This is a genomic window from Cupriavidus sp. C1SS-2L (assembly GCF_057073735.1).
Window position 1 is genome coordinate 2,510,111 of record NZ_CP172708.1, and the last position, 20,741, is coordinate 2,530,851.

Genomic DNA, 20,741 nt, shown 5'->3' on the forward strand with positions numbered 1-20,741 from the left:
CGAGCAGGAGCGGGCTCATGCCGCAACCCTCCCTTCCAACACGTTGGCAACCAGCCGCCACACAGCCAGCATTCGCGTGGACCGGCCGCTACCCAATATCACCTGGCTGGTTCGAAATCCGCCCCGTGCGCATTCCTCGCGACGCCAGGCCAGTCTACGACGAGGACTTTGACTGCATCACGGGCTACCACCGCTGCTTCGGGCGAACCGCGCTCACGTATGACCTGCTGGGTGGTTTCGTGGCGATCGATGAAGTAGGCGAAGCCGGGTTGCTGCAAGCCGCGGCGCCCTACCTCGCCATCGGCGCACTGTGGCAGCCCGGTGCCACTGGCATGACGCGCGCCGGCTTCCATGCCGAAGGCGCCGCGCTGGGCGCGCGTACAGGCGCCAGCCTTCGGCAACGGGTCATTGAACTATCGCGGCTGCCGCTGCATTTCTCTTTGGCAGCCCTGGCCGACATGCAGCAGGCTGAGCGCTTCGTGCCCTTGCATATCCTTCGGCTCGCGATGCGATGCGGCTGCTGCGAGCCGTCGACCGATGACGACGATACCGCCGCCGTACGATACACCGCCGGCATCACGCGCAAACAGATGCCGGCGTTGCTGGAGCTGGCCGTGCGGGTCGCCGACCGCGCCATCCTGCGCATCCGCCAATGGCCGCTCGGCGCTGCGTAGCGCGCCCGACCGTCGCATCGTTGCCACCGATTGCATAGACGGAGTGCCGCATGCCCCACAATGCCGAACCATAAAGTTCCATGTGCGTGGCGACAAGTAGGACATCTGCTACCCTGAACGCCTGGTTCCGTACGAATAGGGCGGGGTCGTCATTCCACATGCCCCTGGGACCGGAAAACGGGTCAGTGCGCAGAAGAAAAGTAACCATGCGTCACTCAATAAAGCTGCGGATGGCGGTGGCAACCGCCATGGTGGTTACGTTGATCATCGTGCTGCGGGCGCTCTACTCGCAGTACTACGCGTACCACACGCTGAAGGAGCTGCTGCAGAACCATCAGGACTCGCAAGTCCGGATGGTGGCCGAACAGCTCGATGGAAAGTTCGAGATTCGGGCGTCCATGCTGCGCCATATGGCCCAGCAGTTTGCGCCCATGCTTGGCAGTCGCCCTGCCGAACTCCGACGCATGGCGGCACAAATGCCGGATTTGCCGGACACCTTCAACGCCGTCTTCATGGCCGCTCCATCAGGCGAAATGATCTTCAGCACGGCCGTGCCGGAAGGCGTGCGTATGAGCCTCAGCGACCGCGACTATTTCCGGGCGATTGTGCGCGGCGCGCCGTTTGCCGTATCCGACCTGCTGCAGGGCAAGCTCACCAGGTCGCCCGGGGTGGTATTGGCAGTTCCGCTGCGCGGCCCCGGCGGCGAACTGCGTGCTGTGCTCGGCGGCGTGATCAACCTTTCTCTGGACAATTTCCTGCGCGAACTGGGGCGCAGTCCGGTCGGCGTCACGGGTAGCTACTGCCTGGTTTCCGCCGGCCCCCGACCGCGCTACGCCATGCACCGGGATCCGGCCAAGCTGCTGACGCCCGCCCGCGCCATCGGCGAGACGTGTGGCGCGGACCAGCCCGAGTCGTTCTGGGAGCCGATCCGTCCGCGCCGGCCGATCGTGGGTCGTTACCTGCTGGAATCGAATGGCTGGGAGTTGGTCGCAGTCCTGCCTGCCAACGAGGCCTATGCGCCGCTGATCGAAGCCAGGCGCCGAATGTTCGCCATTGTCGGCCTCTCGCTATTGGTTGCCGGCGCGCTGATGTGGCTGGCGATGTGGCGCTTGCTGGCGCCGCTGCACCGGCTGCATCGCGCCGTGCGAGGCATCACTGCCAACCCGGCCGCCATCAAGGAACTGCCAGTCGGCCGCGAGGACGAAATCGGCGAACTCGCTTCCACGTTCGCCGAAGTCATGCACCAGCTTTCCGAGCGCGAAGCCGCGCTGAAAGCCGCCAAGGACCACGCCGCCGAGAGCGAGAAGCGCATCGAGGCGATCGCCAACCATGTACCCGACTTTGTCTCGTTCATCGACATGAATGAGCGCTTCGTCTTCGTCAACCAGGCCTACGCACGCCATTTCGGCTTGCCGGCACAGCAGATCATCGGCCTGACGTTGCGCGAGCTATGGGGCACGCAGGCCTATCTGGCCTCGCGGCCCTACCTGGAGCAGGCGCTGGCGGGCAAGGTCGTCAGGTTTACGCGCGAGAGCCCGGACGGCTCCGAATGCATGCAGTTCACCTGCCAGCCAGCCTGGAACGACACGCATGACGCGATCCATGGCATGCACCTGTTCGCACGCAATGTCACGAGCGAGCGCCAGAAGCTGCGCAGCCTGGAAGCGCAGACCGTGTCGGACCACCTGACCGGACTGCTGAACCGCAAGGGCTTCGACCGACGCTTTGCCGAAGCACTGGCGCGCGCCGATGACAGCGGCCAGGCGGCAGCGCTATTGCTGGTCGACCTGGACGACTTCAAGGCCGTCAATGACGGCTACGGGCATTCGATCGGCGATCGCCTGCTGGTCGCTTTCGCGCAGCGCCTGACCCGCAGCGTGCGCAAGAACGATGCCGTGGCGCGCATCGGGGGCGACGAGTTTGCGGTGATCCTCGAAAACGTGGGCGATGTCCGCGCGGTCGAGCGTATCGCCAGCACCATCGTGCAAACTGCGCTGGCACCGGTGATCATCGACGGCCATGAACATGCGGCCACGGTCAGCGTCGGCTCGGCGATCCACCGCCCCGGACAGGGCATGTCCGTGAGCGAGCTGTTCATGCGGGCCGACATGGCGCTGTATGAAGCCAAGCGCCATGGCAAGGCCCGCTACGCGGCGCCGCTGGAAGATTCGACGGCCTGATCCACTGCGACACCGGAGCCTGCCCATCCGGAGAGGCCCCGCTTCCCGCCTCAACGCACGCGCCCCTCCTTCCAGGCCTGCAGCAGCTTGTCGTAGGCGATGGTCTCGCCCTTCGGCTTCTCGTTGTCGAGCTTCTTCCACGGTGCGTGTTCACTCGACAGCCACTTCGACGGATCGCTCTTCGCATTAAGCTTCGGCGCGCAGTTCGTCATGCCCGCACGCTGCAACCGTGCCATGACCTGATCCATCTCCTCGGCCAGGTTGTCCATGGCGGCCTGCGGCGTCTTTTCGCCGGTCACGGCGGTGGCCACGTTCTTCCACCAAAGCTGGGCGAGCTTCGGATAGTCGGGCACGTTGGTACCGGTCGGCGTCCACGCCACGCGTGCCGGGCTGCGATAGAACTCGATCAGCCCGCCATACTTGGCCGCGTTCTTGGTCAGGTACTCGTGGTGGATATCGCTGTCGCGGATGAACGTCAGCCCAACCAGCGACTTCTTCAGCGACACCGTCTTCGCCGTCACGAACTGCGCGTAGAGCCATGCAGCCGCTAGCCGGTTCGGATCGGTGTTCTTGAAGAACGTCCACGAACCCACGTCCTGGTAGCCGTTCTGCATGCCCTGCTTCCAGTACGGGCCATACGGCGACGGCGCCATGCGCCACTTGGGCGAACCGTCGGCGTTCACCACCGGCAGGCCCTTCTTGGTCATGTCGGCGGTGAAGGCCGTGTACCAGAAGATCTGCTGTGCGACCTGGCCCTGTGCCGGCACCGGGCCAGCTTCCGAGAAGGTCATGCCCATGGCCTGCGACGGCGCGAACTTCTTCATCCAGTCGATGTACTTGGTGAGGGCGTAGACCGCTGCAGGGCTGTTGGTGGCGCCGCCGCGCGACACCGACGCACCCACCGGCGTGCACTTGTCCTCCGCCACGCGGATGCCCCATTCGTCGATCGGGATGCCGTTCGGCAGGCCCTTGTCGGCTGTGCCCGCCATCGACAGCCAGGCATCCGTGAAGCGCCAGCCGAGCGATGGGTCCTTCTTGCCGTAGTCCATGTGGCCGTACACCTTCTTGCCGTCGATTTCCTTCACGTCGTTCGTGAAGAAGTTGGCAATGTCCTCATAAGCGGACCAGTTGGTCGGCACGCCGAGGTCATAGCCATACTTGGCCTTGAACTTGTCCTGCAGGTCCTTGCGGGCGAACCAGTCGGCGCGGAACCAGTACAGGTTGGCGAATTGCTGGTCGGGCAACTGGTACAGTTTGCCGTCGGGCGCGGTGGTGAACTTCGTGCCGATGAAATCCTTTACGTCGAGTCCGGGGTTGGTCCACTCCTTGCCCGCGCCGGCCATGTAGTCCGACAGCGGCAGGATGGCGCCGTAGCGGTAATGGGTGCCGATCAGGTCGGAGTCCGAAATCCAGCCGTCATAGATCGACTTTCCCGACTGCATCGACGTCTGCAGTTTTTCCACGACATCGCCTTCCTGGATGATGTCGTGGTTCACCTTGATGCCAGTAATCTCCTCGAACGCCTTGGCGAGCGTCTTGGATTCGTATTCATGCGTAGTGATGGTTTCCGACACCACGCTGATCTGCGTAACGCCCTTGGCTTTGAGCTTGGCGGCCGCGTCGATGAACCACTTCATCTCGGCCTGCTGCTTGTCCTTCGAGAGCGACGAGGGCTGGAACTCGTTGTCGATCCACTTCTTCGCTTCGGCCTCGCCAGCCAAGGCGTGGCCGCATGCCAGCGCGGCCGCGCAGGCAAGGACTGTCATTCCCGACTTCACGTGCACGTTCATCAGTGTCTCCTCAAGAGCCCCCTCCCCGTTTGCTGTCCGGGCGCGGCCCCGGGGAAGGGATAAGCCGCATGTCCCATGACTTCGGTCGCGTGTCGTGCCGCGCTTTCAGCCCTTGCGCATGATCAGCAGCAACACCAGCATAGACAGGCCGAAGCTGATCCAGATAGACGGCTCCTCGGGCAGCGACAACCAATGCGTGATCTTTTCACCCAGCCCCACCCACGCGAGGTTGATCCACGCCGCGCACATCAGGCCGATGAACAGCCGGTCGCCGCGCGTGGTGGCAATCGGCAGGAAGCCCTTGCGCATCACGGCCGGCGAGCGGACTTCCCAGACCGTCATGCCGAGCAGCATGACGACGATGCAGGCGAAGAACACGGCCACGGGCGTGGTCCAGACCATCCAGCTCAGCATGGCGATCTCCTTTCCGTCGGCAACTGCACTACACGCGGCCCATCGCGAAGCCCTTCGCGATGTAGTGGCGCACGAACCAGATCACGATGCCACCGGGCACGATCGTAAGCACGCCGGCAGCGGCCAGCACGCCCCAGTCCATGCCCGACGCCGAAACCGTGCGCGTCATAGTCGCCACGATCGGCTTGGCGTTGACCGACGTCAGCGTGCGCGCGAGCAGCAGTTCGACCCAGCTGAACATGAAGCAGAAGAACGCCGCCACCCCGACACCAGCCTTGATCAGCGGCAGGAAGATCGTGAGGAAGAAACGTGGAAAGGGATACCCGTCGACATAGGCGGTTTCATCGATCTCACGCGGTACGCCCGACATGAAACCTTCGAGAATCCACACCGCAAGCGGCACGTTGAACACCAGGTGCGCAAGTGCCACGCCCAGGTGTGAATCCATCAGCCCGATGGTGCTGTAGAGCTGGAAGAACGGCAGCAGGAACACCGCCGGCGGCGTCATGCGGTTGGTCAGCAGCCAGAAGAACACATGCTTGTCGCCGATGAACTGGTAGCGCGAGAACGCGTAAGCCGCAGGCAGCGCCACGGTAATCGAGATCACCGTGTTCATTGCCACATAGATCAGCGAGTTGATGTAGCCCGAGTACCACGACGCATCGGTGAAGATGGTCTGGTAGTGCTCGAGCGTGAACGCCGCCGGCCATAGCGACAGCGTCGACAGGATTTCCTCATTGGTCTTGAATGACATGTTCACCATCCAGTAGATCGGCAGGATGGCGAACAGCAGGTAGACCAGCAGGAACGCAGGGCGCCACCATGTGGCGCGATCGCTCGTATCAGCCATGGGGCATGTCCTCGCTGCCGGCGGTGCCCGCGCGCTGCATCCAGTTATAGAGGACGAAGCACAGGAGCAGGATGATCAGGAAGTAGACGATCGAGAATGCTGCAGCCGGGCCAAGGTCGAACTGGCCGACGGCCTTCTGCGTCAGGTACTGCGACAGGAACGTGGTGGCATTGCCCGGCCCCCCGCCGGTGAGCACGAACGGCTCGGTGTAGATCATGAAGCTGTCCATGAAGCGCAGCAGCACCGCGATCATCAGCACCCCGCGCAGCTTGGGCAACTGGATGTAGCGGAATACGGCGAAGCGGCTCGCGCCGTCGATCTGCGCGGCCTGGTAGTAGGCGTCGGGAATGGCGCGCAGGCCCGCATAGCAAAGCAGCGCGACCAGCGGCGTCCAGTGCCAGACGTCCATCACCAGCACGGTCACCCAGGCATCGAAGGCGCTGCCGGTGTAGTTGTAGTCAAACCCCATGGCGTCGAGCGCGGCGCCAAGCAGGCCGATATCGGTGCGGCCGAAAATCTGCCAGATAGTACCGACCACGTTCCACGGGATCAGCAACGACAGAGCGACGATGACGAGCACCGCAGATGCCTTCCACCCCTTCGCCGGCATCGCCAGCGCCAGCAGGATGCCCAGCGGTATTTCCACGAGCAGTACTGCGAGCGAGAAGCCCAACTGGCGCAGCAGCGCGTCATGAAGTTCGCCATCGCGCAGCACCGTGCGAAACCACTCCGTACCGACAAACACGCGCCGCTCGGGCGAGATGATGTCCTGCACCGAGTAGTTCACGATGGTCATCAGCGGCAGGATGGCCGAGAACGCCACGCACAGCACCACCGGCAACACCAGCAGCCACGCCTTCTGGTTGATGGGCTTCATGACGGGCTCCCGGGCACCAGCACTTCGTTCACGTAGTAGCACGTGTGGCGGTTGAAGACGGACAGCCACGCGGTGTCGCCGGGGCGCAGTGCCGCGGCCTCGCCGCCCAGCCGCGCGCGCAGCGTGCCGGCCTGTCCGCCGGCTTCCTGCAAGGTGCCGGTCACGAGCCAGTAGGTTCCGATATCCTGTGCGCGCTCGACGCGAACGGGCACCGCCTGTGCATCGTCCTGGCCGGCCAGTCGCAAATACTCGGGCCGCACGCCGACGCGGAAGCTGCCCGCCTCGCGCAGCGCGCCCGCTACGGCATCGGGCAGCGCTGGCAAATAGCGGCGCCCGGCAATTTCCACGGCACCCTCGCGCCAGTCCGCCGACACGAAGTTCATGCCCGGCGAACCGATGAAGTGTCCGACAAACGTGTGTGCGGGCCGCCCGAACAGCGCGTCGGCCGACCCCACCTGCACGGCCTTGCCGCGCGACATCACGACAACCTGGTCGGCAAAGGTCAGCGCCTCGGTCTGGTCGTGCGTCACGTATATCAGCGTCAGCCGGAATTCGTGATGGATCTCCTTGAGCTTGCGCCGCAACTGCCATTTCAGCTGCGGATCGATCACGGTCAGCGGTTCGTCGAACAGAATCGCCGACACATCGTGCCGCACGAGGCCGCGCCCCAGCGATATCTTCTGCTTGGCGTCGGCCGCCAGTCCGCTCGCACGCCGGTCCAGCGATGCCGACAGTTCAAGCATCTCGGCCACCCGCCCTACCCGCTCGCGCACCTGCGCCGCCGGCACGCCGCGGTTGCGCAGCGGAAAGGCGAGGTTCTCGCCCACGGTCATGGTGTCGTAGATCACCGGGAACTGGAACACCTGCGCGATATTGCGCGCCTGCGGCGACTCGGCGGTGACGTCCCGCCCGTCGAACAGGATGCGGCCCTGAGACGGCCGCAGCAGCCCCGAAATGCAGTTCAGCAGCGTGGTCTTGCCACAACCCGAGGGGCCCAGCAGCGCATAGGCGCCGCCGTCCTCGAAGCTGAACTTGAGCGGCAGCAGCGCGTAGTCGTCATCGGAGCGCGGATCGGCCACGTAGGAATGGGCGAGATCAAGGTCGACGCGCGCCATCTCAGCCCCCCGTCGCTGCGCCGGCAGGCGGAACAGTGGCCGCCAGGCCGCCGGGCCGGCGCGGCGCGCTCAAGCGCCGGCCGCTGTCATCGAACACGTAGAGCTGCGCCGGGTCGAGATGCAGCGTCAGTGGCGCACCGAGCCGGAGATCGAACACGCCCGCGAACTGCGCCACCAGGTTGCCGACCGGTGTATCGGCATGCACGAAGGTATCGGAACCGGACAGTTCCGCCAGTGCCACGCGGCCAGGCACGGGGACCGATCCCGGCACGCCATCGAGTCGCAGTGCGGCCGCGCGCACCCCCACAGTAACGGGGCCGGCGTGGCTGCCCGCTCCGGGCACGGGCACCGCGATGTCGTCCGACAATGTGACCCAGCCGCCTCGCAGCGAGCCTTCCATGAGATTCATGGGCGGATCGCTGAACGCGCGCGCGACGCGCAGCGAATCGGGATAGTGGAAGACCTCGGGCGTCGGGCCGTATTGCAGCAATTCGCCGGCATCGAGCACGGCGGTGTAGCCGCCGAGCAGCAGCGCCTCGGCCGGCTCGGTGGTGGCGTAGACCACAGTGGCATCGCCTTGCGCGAACAGGTGGGTCAGTTCTTCGCGCAACTCTTCGCGCAGCTTGTAATCGAGGTTGACCAGCGGCTCGTCCAGCAACATCAGCGGCGCGCCCTTGGCTAGCGCGCGGGCCAGCGCCACGCGCTGCTGCTGGCCGCCCGAGAGTTCTGCCGGGTAGCGGTCCAGCAAGTGGTCGATATGCAGCCTCGCCGCCAGCGACCGCACGCGTGCCGCGATGTCATCGCGACTGGCCTGCCGCTGCAGCCGCATCGGAGAAGCGATGTTGTCGAATACGCGCATCGACGGATAGTTGATGAACTGCTGGTACACCATCGAGACATTGCGCTCGCGCACCGGCACACCAGTCACGTCGGCGCCGTCTACCAGAACGCGGCCGGCGCTGGGGCGGTCCAGTCCGGCCATCACGCGCATGAGGGAAGTCTTGCCGGCTTGCGTGGCGCCAAGCAGCACTGTCACCGCACCCGCCATGGGCGCCAGCGACATTGGATAAAGGCAGGCTTGCGAGCCCGCTTGCTGCGCAATGCCCTCAAGACTCAGCTGCATCCGATCTCCATGTTCGAACTTCCCCTTCCACCAGGAAGCCAGCGCGCTGCGGGCGCCCAATGTGTGGCTTATGCTCGTTTTAGTAAATGAACGAACATAAAACAATAGTGCACCGCATCATTTGTTTTCGTTTGTGTTTGAACTAGAATGCCTCGCATGACCCTGAATCCCCGCCAGACCGCCCTTCTCGAAGAAGTCCGCACCCAGGGCTTCGCGTCGATCGACGCGCTTGCGCGAAAATTCGGCGTGACATTGCAGACCGTTCGGCGCGACGTGAATCTGCTGGCCGAAGGCGGCATGCTCGCGCGATTCCACGGCGGGGTGCGGGTCGAGGGCTCGACGACAGAGAACATCGCTTACCGGCAGCGGCAGGTGCTAAATGCCCAAGGCAAGGTGCGCATTGCGCGCGCGGTGGCCAAGGTGGTACCCGAAGGCTGCTCGCTGATCCTGAACATCGGCACCACGGTGGAAGAGATTGCGCGTGCGCTGATGCATCACCGCGGCTTGCGCGTGATCACGAACAACTTGAACGTGGCCAATATCCTGGCGGACAACCCCGACTGCGAAGTCATCGTCGCTGGCGGCGTATTGCGCTCGCGCGACCGCGGCATCGTCGGCGAAGCGACGGTGGAGTTCATCCGCCAGTTCAAGGTCGATATCGGGCTGATCGGCATCTCGGGCATCGAGGCCGACGGCACGCTGCGTGACTACGATTTCCGCGAGGTCAAGGTGGCACGCACGATCATGGAGCACGCGCGCGAGGTGTGGCTGGCCGCGGATGCCAGCAAGTTCCATCGCCAGGCAATGGTGGAACTGGCGCACCTGTCGCAGATCGATAGGCTGTTCACCGATGAGCCGCTGGTGGCCCCGTTCGGGCAGATCGTGGCGGACAGCGGAGTGAAATGTGTGGTGGCGGACCAGGACTGACCCTGCCGCCGCGGCGGCGCACGCCAGTATCCGCATACCGGCCGGCGCGATGCGCGCCGGCGGCGAATTGCAGCAATTACTTGAAGACGACGGTCTTGTGGCCGTTCAGCAGGATGCGGTGTTCCGCATGCCACTTGACTGCGCGGGCGAGCGCCACGCATTCGACATCGCGGCCCACGGACGTGAGCTGGTCGGGGTCCATGCTGTGATCCACGCGCGCGATTTCCTGCTCGATGATCGGGCCTTCGTCGAGATCGGCCGTCACATAGTGCGCGGTCGCCCCGATCAGCTTCACGCCGCGGTCATGGGCCTGGTAATACGGCTTGGCGCCCTTGAAGCTCGGCAGGAACGAGTGGTGGATATTGATCGCGCGGCCGGCCAGCTTGCGGCACAGGTCATCCGACAGCACCTGCATGTAGCGCGCGAGCACGACGAGGTCGATGTTCTGGTCGCGCACCACTTCAAACACGCGCGCTTCCTGCGCGGCCTTCTGCTCGGCCGACGCGTTCATCAGCGGCAGGTGGATGAACGGCACGTCGTAGGACGCGGCGAGCTGGTAGAAGTCGCGGTGGTTCGAGACGATGGCGGCAATCTCGACCGGCAGGCCGCCCACCTTGGCACGGAACAGCAGGTCGTTCAGGCAGTGTCCGATCTTGGACACCATGATCATCACGCGCGGCTTGGCGGAGGCATCGAACAGTTCCCACTGCATGCCGAACTGGTCGCCGACCGGCGCGAACGCCGCCTTCAGCGCATCCAGGTCCGGACCGCCGGCCGACGGGGTGAAATGCACCCGCATGAAGAAGCGGCCGGTGAATTCATCACCATACTGGTCGGAATCGACGATATTGCAGCCGTGCTGGAACAGCAGGCCGGAGACGGAATGAACGATGCCCGGCTGGTCCGGGCACGAAAGAGTAAGAATGAATCCGGTGTTGCTCATCGTGTGTTGTTCTGTCGGGTGCGTGCGGCACGGGGCCGGGAGAGCGCAGGCGGGGCCCGGGGCCCTGCATCAGGCGGGATTGCCCGCCGGGGCCAGCCAGCCGCGTCGGCGGAGAGCATCCAGCGTCACCAATGTCGCATCGACCGTCATGGCGCCGGCCGACATGATAGCAAGCAATGCGTCGGGACCGATGCGGCGGTGCTCGGCCACCTCGCCGTCCTGGTTATGCGGCGTGAAGTCCGCGGGCAGCTCCAGATCATAGACATAGACGTGCTCCCACTGCACGCCTTCCGGAATCTCGCGCAGCACTTCGATGCAGCCATGAGCCTGCACGCCGCGCGCCAGTGCGGCCGGGATGCCGGATTCTTCCTCGCATTCGCGCACCAGCGTGGCGAGCGGATCGCTACCATGAGGCATGCCGCCGGCGACGAGGTTGTCCCACATGCCGGGATCTACCGCCTTGCTCTGGCTACGGCGCGAGATCCAGAACGTCGGCTCGCCATGAACCACGCCGTTCATGTGAGAAGCAAACGTCAGCAGGCCCAGGAAACGCGCGGCGGCACGTTCGACCACCGCAAGCGCTGGCGCATCCAGGGACGGCGTCACCGCAAACAGCTCGTCGCGCCAGCCGCGCACATGTCCGCCCTCGGCCAATTGCCTTGCCAGCGCCTCGAGCGCGGCACTGCGTACCGCGAAGTCGCCACGTCCCGGCAGCAGTTCGACGCAGGGGCCCGACGGCGTCTGCTCTTCCGGCCCGAGCACGCAACCCATGCCGCGCAGGACATCGGCATGGGCACGCGGCAGCCAGCCGACGTGCTGCCCCGCCACCATCAGGCGCAGCTTGGTGGCGCGGTCGAACGGGCTGCGCGCGGCGATGGACGCGTCAATGGCGGCAAGGGTGTCGGTGGGCATCGGCGGACGCAAGTTACGCAAGTTGAGGATTTTCAGGGACGAAAGGCATGAACCAGCAGACCACGCAGGCCGCGCAGCAGCAGTTCGTACTGGCGCTGGACCAGGGCACGAGCAGTTCGCGGGCCATTCTGTTCGACCACGCCGGCAATGTGGTACGGCTTGCCCAGCGCGAATTCCGCCAATATTACCCACATCCCGGCCACGTCGAGCACGACCCGTACGAAATCTGGCAGACGCAGCTCGCGGTCGCGCACGAGGTCCTGAACGACGCGGGTATCTCGGCCTCGCAGTTGCGCGCAATCGGCATCACGAACCAACGCGAAACCACGGTCCTGTGGGACCGCAAGACCGGCGAGCCCGTGGGCCGCGCGCTGGTCTGGCAAGACCGCCGCACCGCGCCCATGTGCGAGGCACTGCAGGCGGCCGGCCATGCCGGCATGATCCGCGACAAGACCGGGCTCGTCATCGATGCCTACTTCTCCGGCACCAAGCTGCGCTGGATGCTCGACAACGTCAAGGGCGCGCGCGAACGCGCCCAGCGCGGCGAACTGGCGTTCGGCACGATCGACAGCTGGCTGATCTGGCAGCTCACCGACGGCGCGCGCCATGTGACCGACGTGTCCAACGCTTCGCGCACGATGCTGTTCAATATCCACAGCTTCGCATGGGACGATGCGCTACTCGCATTGCTGGACGTCCCCCACAAGGTGCTGCCGGAGGTGGTGCCCTCCAGCGGCGAGGTCGCGCGCACGGTGCCGCGGCTGTTTGGCGCGGAAGTCCCTATTGCCGGCATCGCGGGCGACCAGCAGGCCGCCACGTTCGGCCAGGCCTGCCTGTCTCCGGGCATGGCCAAGAACACGTATGGCACGGGTTGCTTCCTGCTGATGAATACGGGGCCGCAGCCGGTGGTCTCGCGCAACCGCTTGCTGACGACGGTCGGATGGCAGATCAACGGGCAGACGCAATACTGCCTGGAAGGCGGCGTCTTTATGGGCGGCGCCACGATCCAGTGGCTGCGCGATGGCCTGAAGATCATCGCAAGCGCCCCGGAGGTCGAGCCACTCGCGCGCCAGTGCACGGACACGGGCGGTGTGGTGCTGGTGCCGGCCTTTGCCGGCCTCGGCGCGCCGCACTGGGATGCATTCGCACGCGGCACGCTGGTCGGTATGACGCGCGGCACCGGCCGCCCGCAGATCGCACGCGCGGCGCTGGAATCGATTGCGCTGCAGAGCGTGGACGTGCTCGATGCCATGCAGAAGGACGCCGGCATTTCGCTCGCGGAACTTCGCGTAGACGGCGGCGCGTCGCGCAGCGACCTGCTGATGCAGATGCAGGCCGACCTGCTCGGCACGACCGTGGTACGTCCGCGCATCACCGAAACGACGGCACTGGGCGCAGCCTACCTGGCCGGCCTCGCCACCGGGTACTGGAGCGACCAGGAGCAGATTTCCCGGCAATGGCAGGTGCAGCAGCGCTTCGAGCCCAACCTGTCCGCCGATGAACGCGCGCACCGGCTGTCGCGCTGGCACCGCGCCGTGGAACGGGCCCGCGACTGGGCCCGGGAAGATCACGAGGCCACCAGCGGCAAGAGAACCTGACGCGCCGTCGCGGCCACACCTTACGGAACCCTTTATTCAGATTCAGAGAGTGTCATGCCGAAAGCCCCGACCCCGATCCAGCCGCCGTCCCGAGCCGCCCTGCTCGCAAGGCTGGAACGCGAGCCGCGCTGGGACGTGATCGTCATCGGTGGCGGCGCCACCGGCCTCGGCACGGCCGTCGATGCCGCGTCGCGCGGATATCGCACACTGCTGGTGGAGGCCGCCGACTTCGCCAAGGGCACGTCGAGCAAGGCCACCAAGCTCGTGCACGGCGGCGTGCGCTACCTGGCCCAGGGCAATATCAGCCTGGTGCGCGAAGCGCTGCATGAACGCGGGCTGCTCGCCCGCAACGCGCCTCACCTCGTGTGGCCGCTCGGCTTTGTCGTACCGGCTTACCAGCTGTTCGACCAGCCGTTCTATGGCATCGGCCTGAAGCTTTATGACATGCTGGCCGGCGGCCTGAATCTCGATGGCAGCCGCTGGCTCAACCACCGCGAGGTACTGGCCGCCGCCCCCACGCTGGCCGAGCATGTCGGCGGACGCCCGCTGCGCGGCGGCAACCTGTACTTCGACGGCCAGTTCGACGACGCACGCCTCGCCATTGCGCTGATGCGCACGCTGTTCGACGTCGGCGGCACCGCCATCAACTACCTGCCGGTAATCGGCCTGTCGCAGCAGGGCGGCGTGGTCAATGGCGTGACCGTGCGAGATGCGCTTGGCGATACCACGTTCCGCCTGCGCGCGGATTGCGTGATCAATGCCACCGGCGTGTGGGTGGATGCCATCCGCCAGATGGAAGACGGGCAGGCGCGCACCATGGTCGCACCGAGCCAGGGTGTGCATCTGACGCTGCCGCGCAGCTTCCTGCCCGGCGATCGCGCCATCCTGATTCCGAAGACCGATGACGGCCGCGTGTTGTTCGTGGTGCCGTGGAACGGGCATGTCATCGTCGGCACCACCGACACGCCGCGCAAGGACCTGCCGCTGGAGCCTGGCGCAAGCGGCGACGATGTGGATTTCATCCTCGATACCGCTTCGCGTTACCTGGCGCGCGACCCCGGCCGCACCGATGTCACAAGCGTCTGGGCCGGATTGCGGCCGCTGGTCAAGGCGACAGGCGAGGCATCCACGGCTTCGCTGTCGCGCGAGCACACCATCGTGGTGTCGCGCGCCGGGCTGATCACGGTGACCGGCGGCAAATGGACCACGTACCGCAAGATGGCCGAAGATGTCATCGAGACGGCCATCCAGCGCCAGATGCTGCGCGCCGCGCCTTGCGTGACCGCCGATCTGCCACTGCACGGCGCGAGCGGCCTGCCAGCCGACCTGCCCGCGCCGAATTCGGTGTCGCCCGATCGCTACTATGGCAATGAGTTGCCCGCATTGCGCGCCTTGCCCGGCATCGACCATGTCCTGGCGCCGGCGTCCGGGCTGACCGAGGCGCACGTGCGCTTTGCGGCTCGCCATGAACTCGCGCGCCGCGTCGAGGATGTGCTGGCGCGGCGCAACCGCGCGCTGTTCCTGGACGCGCGCGCGGCCGTGGAAGCCGCCCCACAGGTGGCAGCGATCCTGGCGGAAGAACTGGGCCACGACGAAGCCTGGCAGGCCAGCGAAGTGGAAAACTTCCGCAAGCTCGCCGCCGGATACATGCTCGACTGAACGTGACGGATGCCGGATCCACGTATCCGACCGGAAAACTGATATGACCCATCACCCGCACCCGCACCCGCTCGCCCTCCCCGCCCTGCTTCTGGGCGTTTGCGCCAGCGCCAGTGCATTCGCCGCAGGCGCCCCCGGCATCGACAGCGTTCGTTTTCCCGACGTCCGTACCGTGCGGTACCAGTGCGACGGCGGCAAGGACCTGACCGTGCGCTACTTCAACAGCCCGGACAACCAGGCAGCCATCCTGCGGCTCGAAGGCAAGCCGGTGCTGGCGGTCAGCGTCGTGAGCGGTTCCGGCGCGCGCTATGTGGGCGGCCGCTATGAATGGTGGACCCAGGGCGACGACGGCACGCTGCGTGACCTCATGCAGACAGACGCCAGTCCGCCGATGCTGGGCGGGTGCCGCGCGGTGCGATAGCGCGCTCCGCCACTCCGCCATCACCCGCCTTTTGAGGCGACGGCATTCCGGGAGATAATGCGGGCCATTGCAATACGGAGAACACCATGGACGAGATTGAAGGCCTGTCCGACTTGCCGATGCCACGCTTCATCTGGGGCTTCGCGGTCGCCGCGGGCAGGGACGGAGACGTTCTGCACGATGAATTCGAGTACCTGACCCATACGCGCACCCCGCGCTTCACGTGCCGCGTGGTCGAACTCGAAGACGTGCCGAGCGACAACGAAGAAGGCGACATCGACGGACGCATCGTCCACCCCGACGACCCGCGCCGGATGTTCTACATCACCGATGCCGGCATGGCGCTGGTCAACTTCGCGATGTTCGACAAGATGCCGGACCGCCAGAAGCTCAAGAAGATCTGCGACGACGCCATCGCCAATTGGATGCTGCGTCGCGAATTCCTCGAGGACGAGGAAGACGAGGACGACGAAGAGTAAGGCGCCGCCGCCAAGCGGACCGGCTACGCCGGTTCGTCCTTCACCTCGATGAGGTCCGCCGCCACGCGCTGGATCTCCGCGTAAACCGGAATGGCTTCAAGCGGTCCGGTACAACCCACGGCCGTTGCCTGACGGGCATCGGCACCCGGTGGCAGGAACACGAAAGCCATGCCGGGCCGCCAGCCCGGATGGTTGCGCAAACTGTCGTTGAGGATGTCGAGATACTGAGCACGCGTGAAAACATGCTTTGCCATTGTCCGTCTCTCCGTATCCGCGGCCGGCGGACCGCATGGCCTGCTGTTCGCAGGATCACCGCGGACGATCGTAGCATGGCATCCCGCACGCTTGTCATCGTGCGGGCCGAGGCGCCAGCCTGACAACAGTCAAGGCTTCAGCATTCCCCCTTCTTGGCGTGCCCCGGCGGGCAGTGATAGCCCTTGGGACCCTTGCCTTTGCCACGGTGGTCGTCCCACCGGCCCGGCACCAGCACCCAGCCATCGCGCGACTGAATCCAGCGCGGAGACTCATAGACGTAACCCGGACGCTCGTGTTCCCAGCGACCTTTCTTCCACGCGTGCTTGTGGTGGTGATCGTCCCAGTCCCAATAGCCTGGCATCCAGACATAGCCTGGGCGCGGCGCGGGCACTACCTCGTAAACCGGCGCCGGCGGTGGCACGCCAATGGCAATATTGACCGAGACCTGAGCCTGTGCGGACTGGCCAACGGCAAGGCCACCGCAAACGAAGGACGCAAGCAGAATCGCGCGCGGCAAGACGCGGGAACGAATCATCATGGAAACCCTTTCTTGTCTTGGAGATGTGGCCCAAGTCTAACGCTGGGACGGGCACATCCATTGTAAGAAAGGGTATCCGGGCACCGGCCGTCGCACCGGGTTGCGGCGGTGCAACGGACTAGTGGTCCGCAGCCATGGCCTTCAGTTCGGCGTCGCCCGCCACCCGGGCAGCATCCGATGTCGTGAAGGTATCGTCGGACACAATGGTGCGCCGGATCTGCTGCGCACTGAAATCGACCAGTGAAATGATCCAGACATAGCGGCCCGCCTGGGGCGCGGTCTGCACGAAAGCCTTCAACCCGGAACGGGATTCATTCACCATGATCCACCTCCTCGCAATGCGTGTCTGAAAAGACTAGCACAGCGGTGCGACAGTTCCCCGACAGGCGCCGGACACTCAATCTGTCGATCGGCCGGCCATCAGTTGGCCATGCGCCCCAAGGTCGCCACCGCGACATTGAGCAGGCCCAGCACAAGATTGATACCGACCGCCTGACGAATCCGATTCAGCGCAGCGCCGGCAACCGGCCATTCGCCGGCATCCACGGCTTGCCGCAAGACCGGATAGGGCTTGAAGAAAACAAACAGAAAAACCAGGGCCATCACCACGCCGATGCCGGCCATCAGGTGCCAGTTTGGCGGCGCCGCTGCCATGCCCGCATTGGCCATCATGGCGCCGCCGCTGCCCAGTATCAGCACCAGCGCTACCCAGACCCAGCGGAAAAACCGCTCGAAGACGCCGCGCCAGAGCCGCAGCCGCGACGGCGGGTCGAGCACCTGCCCCGCAACCGGGCGCAGGCACAGGTAAGCGAAGAACATGCCGCCCACCCATACGACGGCGGCAACCACATGCAGGAACAGGAGAATCGGCAGGAAAGTCATCGTGATGGTGTGGGATAGGCGCTGCGCGCTGAACCTGCATTCTATGCGCCGCGCGCATTATTGCGCACAGTCAGCGGACGCCACGATCCCCCGGAATTCAGGATTCCGGCGCTTCTGCCGATAACCGGTCCTGACAGTGCCGGCCCCGCCCCAACCCGCATCCCGGCGCGATTCAGAACCAGAACCAGTACAACAACCGCGGCCTGGCGCCGGCTGGTGCATGGCTTGACCGCCCGACGCAGCCACCGGGACAATATTTTCGCCACGCCGCCTGCCCCTGGAACAACTCATGGAAGGAACGCACGTATCCTGCCATGAGTGCCCCCCGGACAACCCGATCAGGCAGTACGCATACTCCGCCACCCATGGCTCGCGCCCCAGCCAGATTCCGAATCATCCGCGACCGCAGCCCGCTTCGCTACTGGCTGCGGCTGCTGACGGCAGCCGTGCTTGCCATCGTGCCGGCCGTGCTGCCTCCGGGCGTCACCGCGCAACCGGCTCCGCAACGCACAGACATGGTGGCGCGCGTGGTCTTCAGCCTGCTTGGCTACGCGCGCTGGCCGTCGGAACGCGAACCGGTCCGCCTCTGCGTCGACAACACCAGCCGGTATCCGGCGCGCCTGCTGGAAGGCGGCACGCTGAGCAACGGCCGCACGGTACGCACGCGCGAAGTCGATGTCATGACGGAAGCGCTCGCGAGCAACTGCGACGCGCTTTATCTTGGCGCCATGACCGACGCACGACGCCAGCGGCTGGGCGCGGAACTGACCGGACGGCCGGTGCTGGTGATCAGCGAAGAGGACTTCGAGTGTGAAGTTGGCAGCATGTTCTGCCTGAACATCCGCGAGAACCAGGTGTCGTTCCGCGTGAATCTCGATTCGCTGGCCCGCAGCGGTGTCCACGTCCATCCGGCCGTGCTGCAACTGGGTCGCCGCAGGGGCGCGTCGTCATGAAGCCCGGATCGAGGCCCGCGGGCGGCCGACAACGCCCTACCCTGTACAGCACGCTGCGACGCATTCATCTTGGCGTAGCGCTGCTGGCGGTCTGCACGGCGGGCCTCTCCCTGACCGCGCTCGGCTTTGCTGCACTTCGGGTCTATGCGGACCACAACCTGCGCCTGGTGGCACGGTCGATCTCCTATACGCTCGAAGCGCCGGTGGTATTCCGCGACAAGGTCGCCACTGGCGAGACGCTGGCCGTGATTGCCGCGTCCGAAGACGTCTCCCGCGCTACCGTCCTCGATCTCGACAACCGCGTGCTGGCCGACTGGCAGCGTCCCGGCCACGAACGCCGAGACGGCTTGCGGTACGCGCTCGGCGAATTGCTCAGCACCGGCGTGATCGAGCAGCCGATCCTGCACGACACCCAGCCGGTCGGTACCCTGCGGATGACCGGCGATCCGTCCAATCTGCTGCAGTTCCTGCTGCAAGGCGCGCTGGGCCTGCTAGCCTGCCTGCTGCTGACCGCCGTCAGCGCGCACTATATGTCGAGCCGCATGCTCGCGCAGATCGTCGAGCCGTTGCGCAACCTGATGCGCGTGGCTCACGCCGTACGTTCGGAGCGCGACTTCGCCCAGCGCACCCCCCCCGCCCGCATCGAGGAACTGAATGCACTTGGCGACGACTTCAACGGCCTGCTCGATGAGCTGGAAACGTGGCAAAACCAGATGCAGCATGAGAACCGCTCGCTCGCGCACCGTGCCAGCCATGACTCGCTGACCGGCCTGCTCAACCGGTCCGCGTTTGAAGAACTGCTTGAGCTTGCCGTTCGCGCCGCGGCTGCCAGCGCTAGCTATGCGGCATTGCTCTATCTCGACAGCGACGACTTCAAAGGCATCAACGACCGGTTCGGCCATGCCGCCGGAGACGTGGTGCTGGTCGCGCTGGCTCAGCGCATCCGAGCAAGCGTGCGCGAAGGCGATGTGGTCGCGCGCCTTGGCGGCGACGAGTTTGCGGTGCTCGTCACGTCCTTGCGCGCTGCGGCGGATATCGTGCCGATTGCCGAGCAGATCCTGCGGCGAATCCCCGAACCTATCCTCTTGCCCGATGGCACCTGCATCACGGCATCGCTTAGCATTGGTGTAGCCGTGTTTCCGATGCATGCGCAGGGCAGCCAGGGGTTGCTGCATGCGGCAGACGCGGCCATGTACGGCGCCAAGCGCCGATGCGGCGGGACCTGGCAGAGTGCCGAGCCACGCCTGGAGGCCAGCCGGGACCAGCGATGACGCCTGCCTACCGTTCCGCTGCGGCAAGCCAGTTGCCGCATACCGGCCCGCGGGATACCCGCGGGCTGGCGGCGGGCGCACTGCTGGCGGCTCTGGCAGCGATGGTTCTGGCTTTGTCGGGCTGCAAGACCGCCCCTCCGGCCCAGGGCGGCCTGACACCGGCACAGGTAGCCGTGCTGCAGCAGGAAGGCTTTACGGAGACAGACGTCGGCTGGGAACTCGGCCGTCCGCTCAAAGTCCTGTTTGGCTTCGACGAAGATGCCATCCCTCCCGATCGGATTGCCGACATCCGGCGCCTCGGCGGCGTGCTGCTAGGCGTGGGCATCGACCATGTACGCGTGGATGGCCACACCGATCACACCGGCAGCACCGAATACAACCTGCGGCTTTCGCTGCGGCGCGCGGAAGCCGTAGCCAGGGTACTGGTCACTGCCGGTTTCGAACCGGCGAACATTGAACTGCGCGGCATGGGCAAGGGCCGGCCGGTGGCAGACAACCGCACCGCCGCCGGTCGCGCGGAGAATCGGCGCGCCTCCATCGTGGTGACGGTGGAGTAACCGCGCGGGACACATCGCGGCAACGACTGCCGGCAACGCCGACAGCCTCAGTCGCCGAAGGGATTGGACGCGCGGTTCTCGATGGAGTCAGACAGGTCGAATTCGTCGCGCACCTTGTCGACGACGGCGCGAATGCTTGCCTCGTAGCCGGTGGACCGGCCGAAGCCCTTCATGTCCCAGTTCCGTCCGCGTGCATCGCGTGGATGAGGCTCAGGCATTGGTGCGCGGATCTTTGCACCGTCCTCGCCGATTTCGTCGATCTGCTGCACTCGCCGGCTTACCTCGTCCTGCAAGGCGCGCCGGCCGCGCTCGCGCTTGGCCAT

General features: G+C 65.5%; 23 protein-coding genes. 10 read left to right on the forward strand and 13 right to left on the reverse strand.

Annotated elements, in window-relative coordinates; all coding sequences use genetic code 11:
* Nucleotides 1-125 precede the first annotated feature (125 nt).
* Both ACIGJG_RS11575 and ACIGJG_RS11580 read left to right on the forward strand, forming a co-directional pair.
* A complete protein-coding gene (locus tag ACIGJG_RS11575; protein ID WP_235679765.1) occupies nt 126-674 on the forward strand; it encodes a hypothetical protein in 549 nt (182 codons plus the stop codon).
* A 206-nt stretch (nt 675-880) separates the two neighbouring features.
* Nucleotides 881-2,854: a sensor domain-containing diguanylate cyclase gene (locus ACIGJG_RS11580; RefSeq protein WP_483672369.1), complete on the forward strand. Its 1,974-nt coding sequence runs from the start codon at nt 881-883 to the stop codon at nt 2,852-2,854.
* 50 nt (nt 2,855-2,904) lie between these two features.
* On the opposite strand, the gene ACIGJG_RS11585 is transcribed toward ACIGJG_RS11580, so the two are convergent.
* From ACIGJG_RS11585 to ACIGJG_RS11610, 6 genes are all read right to left on the reverse strand, one after another.
* Nucleotides 2,905-4,620, reverse strand: a complete 1,716-nt coding sequence (locus ACIGJG_RS11585; protein ID WP_086004444.1) for an ABC transporter substrate-binding protein — start codon at nt 4,618-4,620, stop codon at nt 2,905-2,907.
* A 129-nt stretch (nt 4,621-4,749) separates the two neighbouring features.
* A complete protein-coding gene (locus tag ACIGJG_RS11590) occupies nt 4,750-5,058 on the reverse strand; it encodes a DUF2160 domain-containing protein (protein ID WP_011298361.1) in 309 nt (102 codons plus the stop codon).
* 28 nt (nt 5,059-5,086) lie between these two features.
* Nucleotides 5,087-5,908, reverse strand: a complete 822-nt coding sequence (locus ACIGJG_RS11595) for a carbohydrate ABC transporter permease (protein ID WP_011298362.1) — start codon at nt 5,906-5,908, stop codon at nt 5,087-5,089.
* On the reverse strand, nt 5,901-6,785 hold the full coding sequence (locus tag ACIGJG_RS11600; protein ID WP_011298363.1) for a carbohydrate ABC transporter permease: 885 nt from the start codon (nt 6,783-6,785) through the stop codon (nt 5,901-5,903). The genes ACIGJG_RS11595 and ACIGJG_RS11600 overlap by 8 nt, the downstream gene beginning before the upstream one ends.
* Nucleotides 6,782-7,900: an ABC transporter ATP-binding protein gene (locus tag ACIGJG_RS11605; protein ID WP_483672370.1), complete on the reverse strand. Its 1,119-nt coding sequence runs from the start codon at nt 7,898-7,900 to the stop codon at nt 6,782-6,784. The genes ACIGJG_RS11600 and ACIGJG_RS11605 overlap by 4 nt, the downstream gene beginning before the upstream one ends.
* 1 nt (nt 7,901) lies before the next feature.
* Nucleotides 7,902-9,023, reverse strand: coding sequence for an ABC transporter ATP-binding protein (locus ACIGJG_RS11610; protein ID WP_140950762.1), 1,122 nt, complete (start codon nt 9,021-9,023; stop codon nt 7,902-7,904).
* Nucleotides 9,024-9,179: 156 nt separating this feature from the next.
* Between ACIGJG_RS11610 and ACIGJG_RS11615 the strand changes: the two genes are divergently transcribed.
* Nucleotides 9,180-9,950, forward strand: a complete 771-nt coding sequence (locus ACIGJG_RS11615; protein ID WP_182142199.1) for a DeoR/GlpR family DNA-binding transcription regulator — start codon at nt 9,180-9,182, stop codon at nt 9,948-9,950.
* 76 nt (nt 9,951-10,026) lie between these two features.
* Here the strand turns inward: ACIGJG_RS11615 and purU are convergent, their stop codons facing one another.
* Entirely contained in the window at nt 10,027-10,893 is an 867-nt protein-coding gene (purU, locus tag ACIGJG_RS11620; protein ID WP_011298367.1) for a formyltetrahydrofolate deformylase, read from the reverse strand.
* Nucleotides 10,894-10,962: 69 nt separating this feature from the next.
* On the reverse strand, nt 10,963-11,805 hold the full coding sequence (locus ACIGJG_RS11625) for an NUDIX hydrolase (protein ID WP_011298368.1): 843 nt from the start codon (nt 11,803-11,805) through the stop codon (nt 10,963-10,965).
* 47 nt (nt 11,806-11,852) lie between these two features.
* On the opposite strand from ACIGJG_RS11625, the gene glpK reads away from it, so the two are divergent.
* From glpK to ACIGJG_RS11645, 4 genes are all read left to right on the forward strand, one after another.
* Nucleotides 11,853-13,403 carry a glycerol kinase GlpK gene (gene glpK, locus ACIGJG_RS11630; RefSeq protein WP_483672373.1) on the forward strand — a complete coding sequence of 517 codons (1,551 nt, stop codon included), beginning with the start codon at nt 11,853-11,855 and terminating at the stop codon, nt 13,401-13,403.
* A gap of 54 nt (nt 13,404-13,457) precedes the next feature.
* Entirely contained in the window at nt 13,458-15,062 is a 1,605-nt protein-coding gene (locus ACIGJG_RS11635) for a glycerol-3-phosphate dehydrogenase/oxidase (RefSeq protein ID WP_483672374.1), read from the forward strand.
* A 43-nt stretch (nt 15,063-15,105) separates the two neighbouring features.
* On the forward strand, nt 15,106-15,483 hold the full coding sequence (locus tag ACIGJG_RS11640; RefSeq protein WP_483672376.1) for an MliC family protein: 378 nt from the start codon (nt 15,106-15,108) through the stop codon (nt 15,481-15,483).
* Nucleotides 15,484-15,569: 86 nt separating this feature from the next.
* Nucleotides 15,570-15,962, forward strand: coding sequence for a hypothetical protein (locus tag ACIGJG_RS11645; protein ID WP_011298372.1), 393 nt, complete (start codon nt 15,570-15,572; stop codon nt 15,960-15,962).
* A 23-nt stretch (nt 15,963-15,985) separates the two neighbouring features.
* On the opposite strand, the gene ACIGJG_RS11650 is transcribed toward ACIGJG_RS11645, so the two are convergent.
* The 4 genes from ACIGJG_RS11650 to ACIGJG_RS11665 form a co-directional block, all read right to left on the reverse strand.
* Complete coding sequence (locus tag ACIGJG_RS11650; protein ID WP_011298373.1) at nt 15,986-16,216, reverse strand: hypothetical protein; 231 nt, start codon at nt 16,214-16,216, stop codon at nt 15,986-15,988.
* Nucleotides 16,217-16,353: 137 nt separating this feature from the next.
* Nucleotides 16,354-16,755, reverse strand: a complete 402-nt coding sequence (locus ACIGJG_RS11655) for a YXWGXW repeat-containing protein (RefSeq protein ID WP_011298374.1) — start codon at nt 16,753-16,755, stop codon at nt 16,354-16,356.
* A 118-nt stretch (nt 16,756-16,873) separates the two neighbouring features.
* The gene (locus ACIGJG_RS11660; RefSeq protein ID WP_011298375.1) at nt 16,874-17,077 is read right to left on the reverse strand and encodes a hypothetical protein; all 204 of its coding nucleotides are present in this window, start codon (nt 17,075-17,077) and stop codon (nt 16,874-16,876) included.
* Nucleotides 17,078-17,175: 98 nt separating this feature from the next.
* Nucleotides 17,176-17,637 carry a DUF4149 domain-containing protein gene (locus ACIGJG_RS11665; protein WP_011298376.1) on the reverse strand — a complete coding sequence of 154 codons (462 nt, stop codon included), beginning with the start codon at nt 17,635-17,637 and terminating at the stop codon, nt 17,176-17,178.
* Nucleotides 17,638-18,002: 365 nt separating this feature from the next.
* On the opposite strand from ACIGJG_RS11665, the gene yfiR reads away from it, so the two are divergent.
* From yfiR to yfiB, 3 genes are read left to right on the forward strand one after another with little or no spacing between them, the layout of a single operon-like run.
* A complete protein-coding gene (gene yfiR / locus ACIGJG_RS11670; RefSeq protein WP_041679656.1) occupies nt 18,003-18,590 on the forward strand; it encodes a regulatory sequestration protein YfiR in 588 nt (195 codons plus the stop codon).
* A complete protein-coding gene (gene dgcN, locus ACIGJG_RS11675; protein ID WP_011298378.1) occupies nt 18,587-19,861 on the forward strand; it encodes a diguanylate cyclase DgcN/YfiN in 1,275 nt (424 codons plus the stop codon). Before yfiR ends, dgcN begins: the two co-directional genes overlap by 4 nt.
* Nucleotides 19,858-20,418, forward strand: coding sequence for an outer membrane lipoprotein YfiB (gene yfiB, locus ACIGJG_RS11680; protein WP_011298379.1), 561 nt, complete (start codon nt 19,858-19,860; stop codon nt 20,416-20,418). Before dgcN ends, yfiB begins: the two co-directional genes overlap by 4 nt.
* A gap of 47 nt (nt 20,419-20,465) precedes the next feature.
* Here yfiB and ACIGJG_RS11685 read toward each other — a convergent pair whose 3' ends face one another.
* The gene (locus tag ACIGJG_RS11685) at nt 20,466-20,741 is read right to left on the reverse strand and encodes a hypothetical protein (RefSeq protein WP_011298380.1); all 276 of its coding nucleotides are present in this window, start codon (nt 20,739-20,741) and stop codon (nt 20,466-20,468) included.

What these genes read in the sequence shown, in the direction of transcription:
- ACIGJG_RS11580 (WP_483672369.1), top strand. Translation starts at nt 881, where the DNA reads ATGCGTCACTCAATAAAGCTGCGGATGGCGGTGGCAACCGCCATGGTG.
- ACIGJG_RS11585 (WP_086004444.1), bottom strand. Translation starts at nt 4,620, where the DNA reads ATGACAGTCCTTGCCTGCGCGGCCGCGCTGGCATGCGGCCACGCCTTG.
- ACIGJG_RS11590 (WP_011298361.1), bottom strand. Translation starts at nt 5,058, where the DNA reads ATGCTGAGCTGGATGGTCTGGACCACGCCCGTGGCCGTGTTCTTCGCC.
- ACIGJG_RS11595 (WP_011298362.1), bottom strand. Translation starts at nt 5,908, where the DNA reads ATGGCTGATACGAGCGATCGCGCCACATGGTGGCGCCCTGCGTTCCTG.
- ACIGJG_RS11600 (WP_011298363.1), bottom strand. Translation starts at nt 6,785, where the DNA reads ATGAAGCCCATCAACCAGAAGGCGTGGCTGCTGGTGTTGCCGGTGGTG.
- ACIGJG_RS11605 (WP_483672370.1), bottom strand. Translation starts at nt 7,900, where the DNA reads ATGGCGCGCGTCGACCTTGATCTCGCCCATTCCTACGTGGCCGATCCG.
- ACIGJG_RS11610 (WP_140950762.1), bottom strand. Translation starts at nt 9,023, where the DNA reads ATGCAGCTGAGTCTTGAGGGCATTGCGCAGCAAGCGGGCTCGCAAGCC.
- ACIGJG_RS11615 (WP_182142199.1), top strand. Translation starts at nt 9,180, where the DNA reads ATGACCCTGAATCCCCGCCAGACCGCCCTTCTCGAAGAAGTCCGCACC.
- purU (WP_011298367.1), bottom strand. Translation starts at nt 10,893, where the DNA reads ATGAGCAACACCGGATTCATTCTTACTCTTTCGTGCCCGGACCAGCCG.
- ACIGJG_RS11625 (WP_011298368.1), bottom strand. Translation starts at nt 11,805, where the DNA reads ATGCCCACCGACACCCTTGCCGCCATTGACGCGTCCATCGCCGCGCGC.
- glpK (WP_483672373.1), top strand. Translation starts at nt 11,853, where the DNA reads ATGAACCAGCAGACCACGCAGGCCGCGCAGCAGCAGTTCGTACTGGCG.
- ACIGJG_RS11635 (WP_483672374.1), top strand. Translation starts at nt 13,458, where the DNA reads ATGCCGAAAGCCCCGACCCCGATCCAGCCGCCGTCCCGAGCCGCCCTG.
- ACIGJG_RS11640 (WP_483672376.1), top strand. Translation starts at nt 15,106, where the DNA reads ATGACCCATCACCCGCACCCGCACCCGCTCGCCCTCCCCGCCCTGCTT.
- ACIGJG_RS11645 (WP_011298372.1), top strand. Translation starts at nt 15,570, where the DNA reads ATGGACGAGATTGAAGGCCTGTCCGACTTGCCGATGCCACGCTTCATC.
- ACIGJG_RS11650 (WP_011298373.1), bottom strand. Translation starts at nt 16,216, where the DNA reads ATGGCAAAGCATGTTTTCACGCGTGCTCAGTATCTCGACATCCTCAAC.
- ACIGJG_RS11655 (WP_011298374.1), bottom strand. Translation starts at nt 16,755, where the DNA reads ATGATGATTCGTTCCCGCGTCTTGCCGCGCGCGATTCTGCTTGCGTCC.
- ACIGJG_RS11660 (WP_011298375.1), bottom strand. Translation starts at nt 17,077, where the DNA reads ATGGTGAATGAATCCCGTTCCGGGTTGAAGGCTTTCGTGCAGACCGCG.
- ACIGJG_RS11665 (WP_011298376.1), bottom strand. Translation starts at nt 17,637, where the DNA reads ATGACTTTCCTGCCGATTCTCCTGTTCCTGCATGTGGTTGCCGCCGTC.
- yfiR (WP_041679656.1), top strand. Translation starts at nt 18,003, where the DNA reads ATGGCTCGCGCCCCAGCCAGATTCCGAATCATCCGCGACCGCAGCCCG.
- dgcN (WP_011298378.1), top strand. Translation starts at nt 18,587, where the DNA reads ATGAAGCCCGGATCGAGGCCCGCGGGCGGCCGACAACGCCCTACCCTG.
- yfiB (WP_011298379.1), top strand. Translation starts at nt 19,858, where the DNA reads ATGACGCCTGCCTACCGTTCCGCTGCGGCAAGCCAGTTGCCGCATACC.
- ACIGJG_RS11685 (WP_011298380.1), bottom strand. Translation starts at nt 20,741, where the DNA reads ATGGCCAAGCGCGAGCGCGGCCGGCGCGCCTTGCAGGACGAGGTAAGC.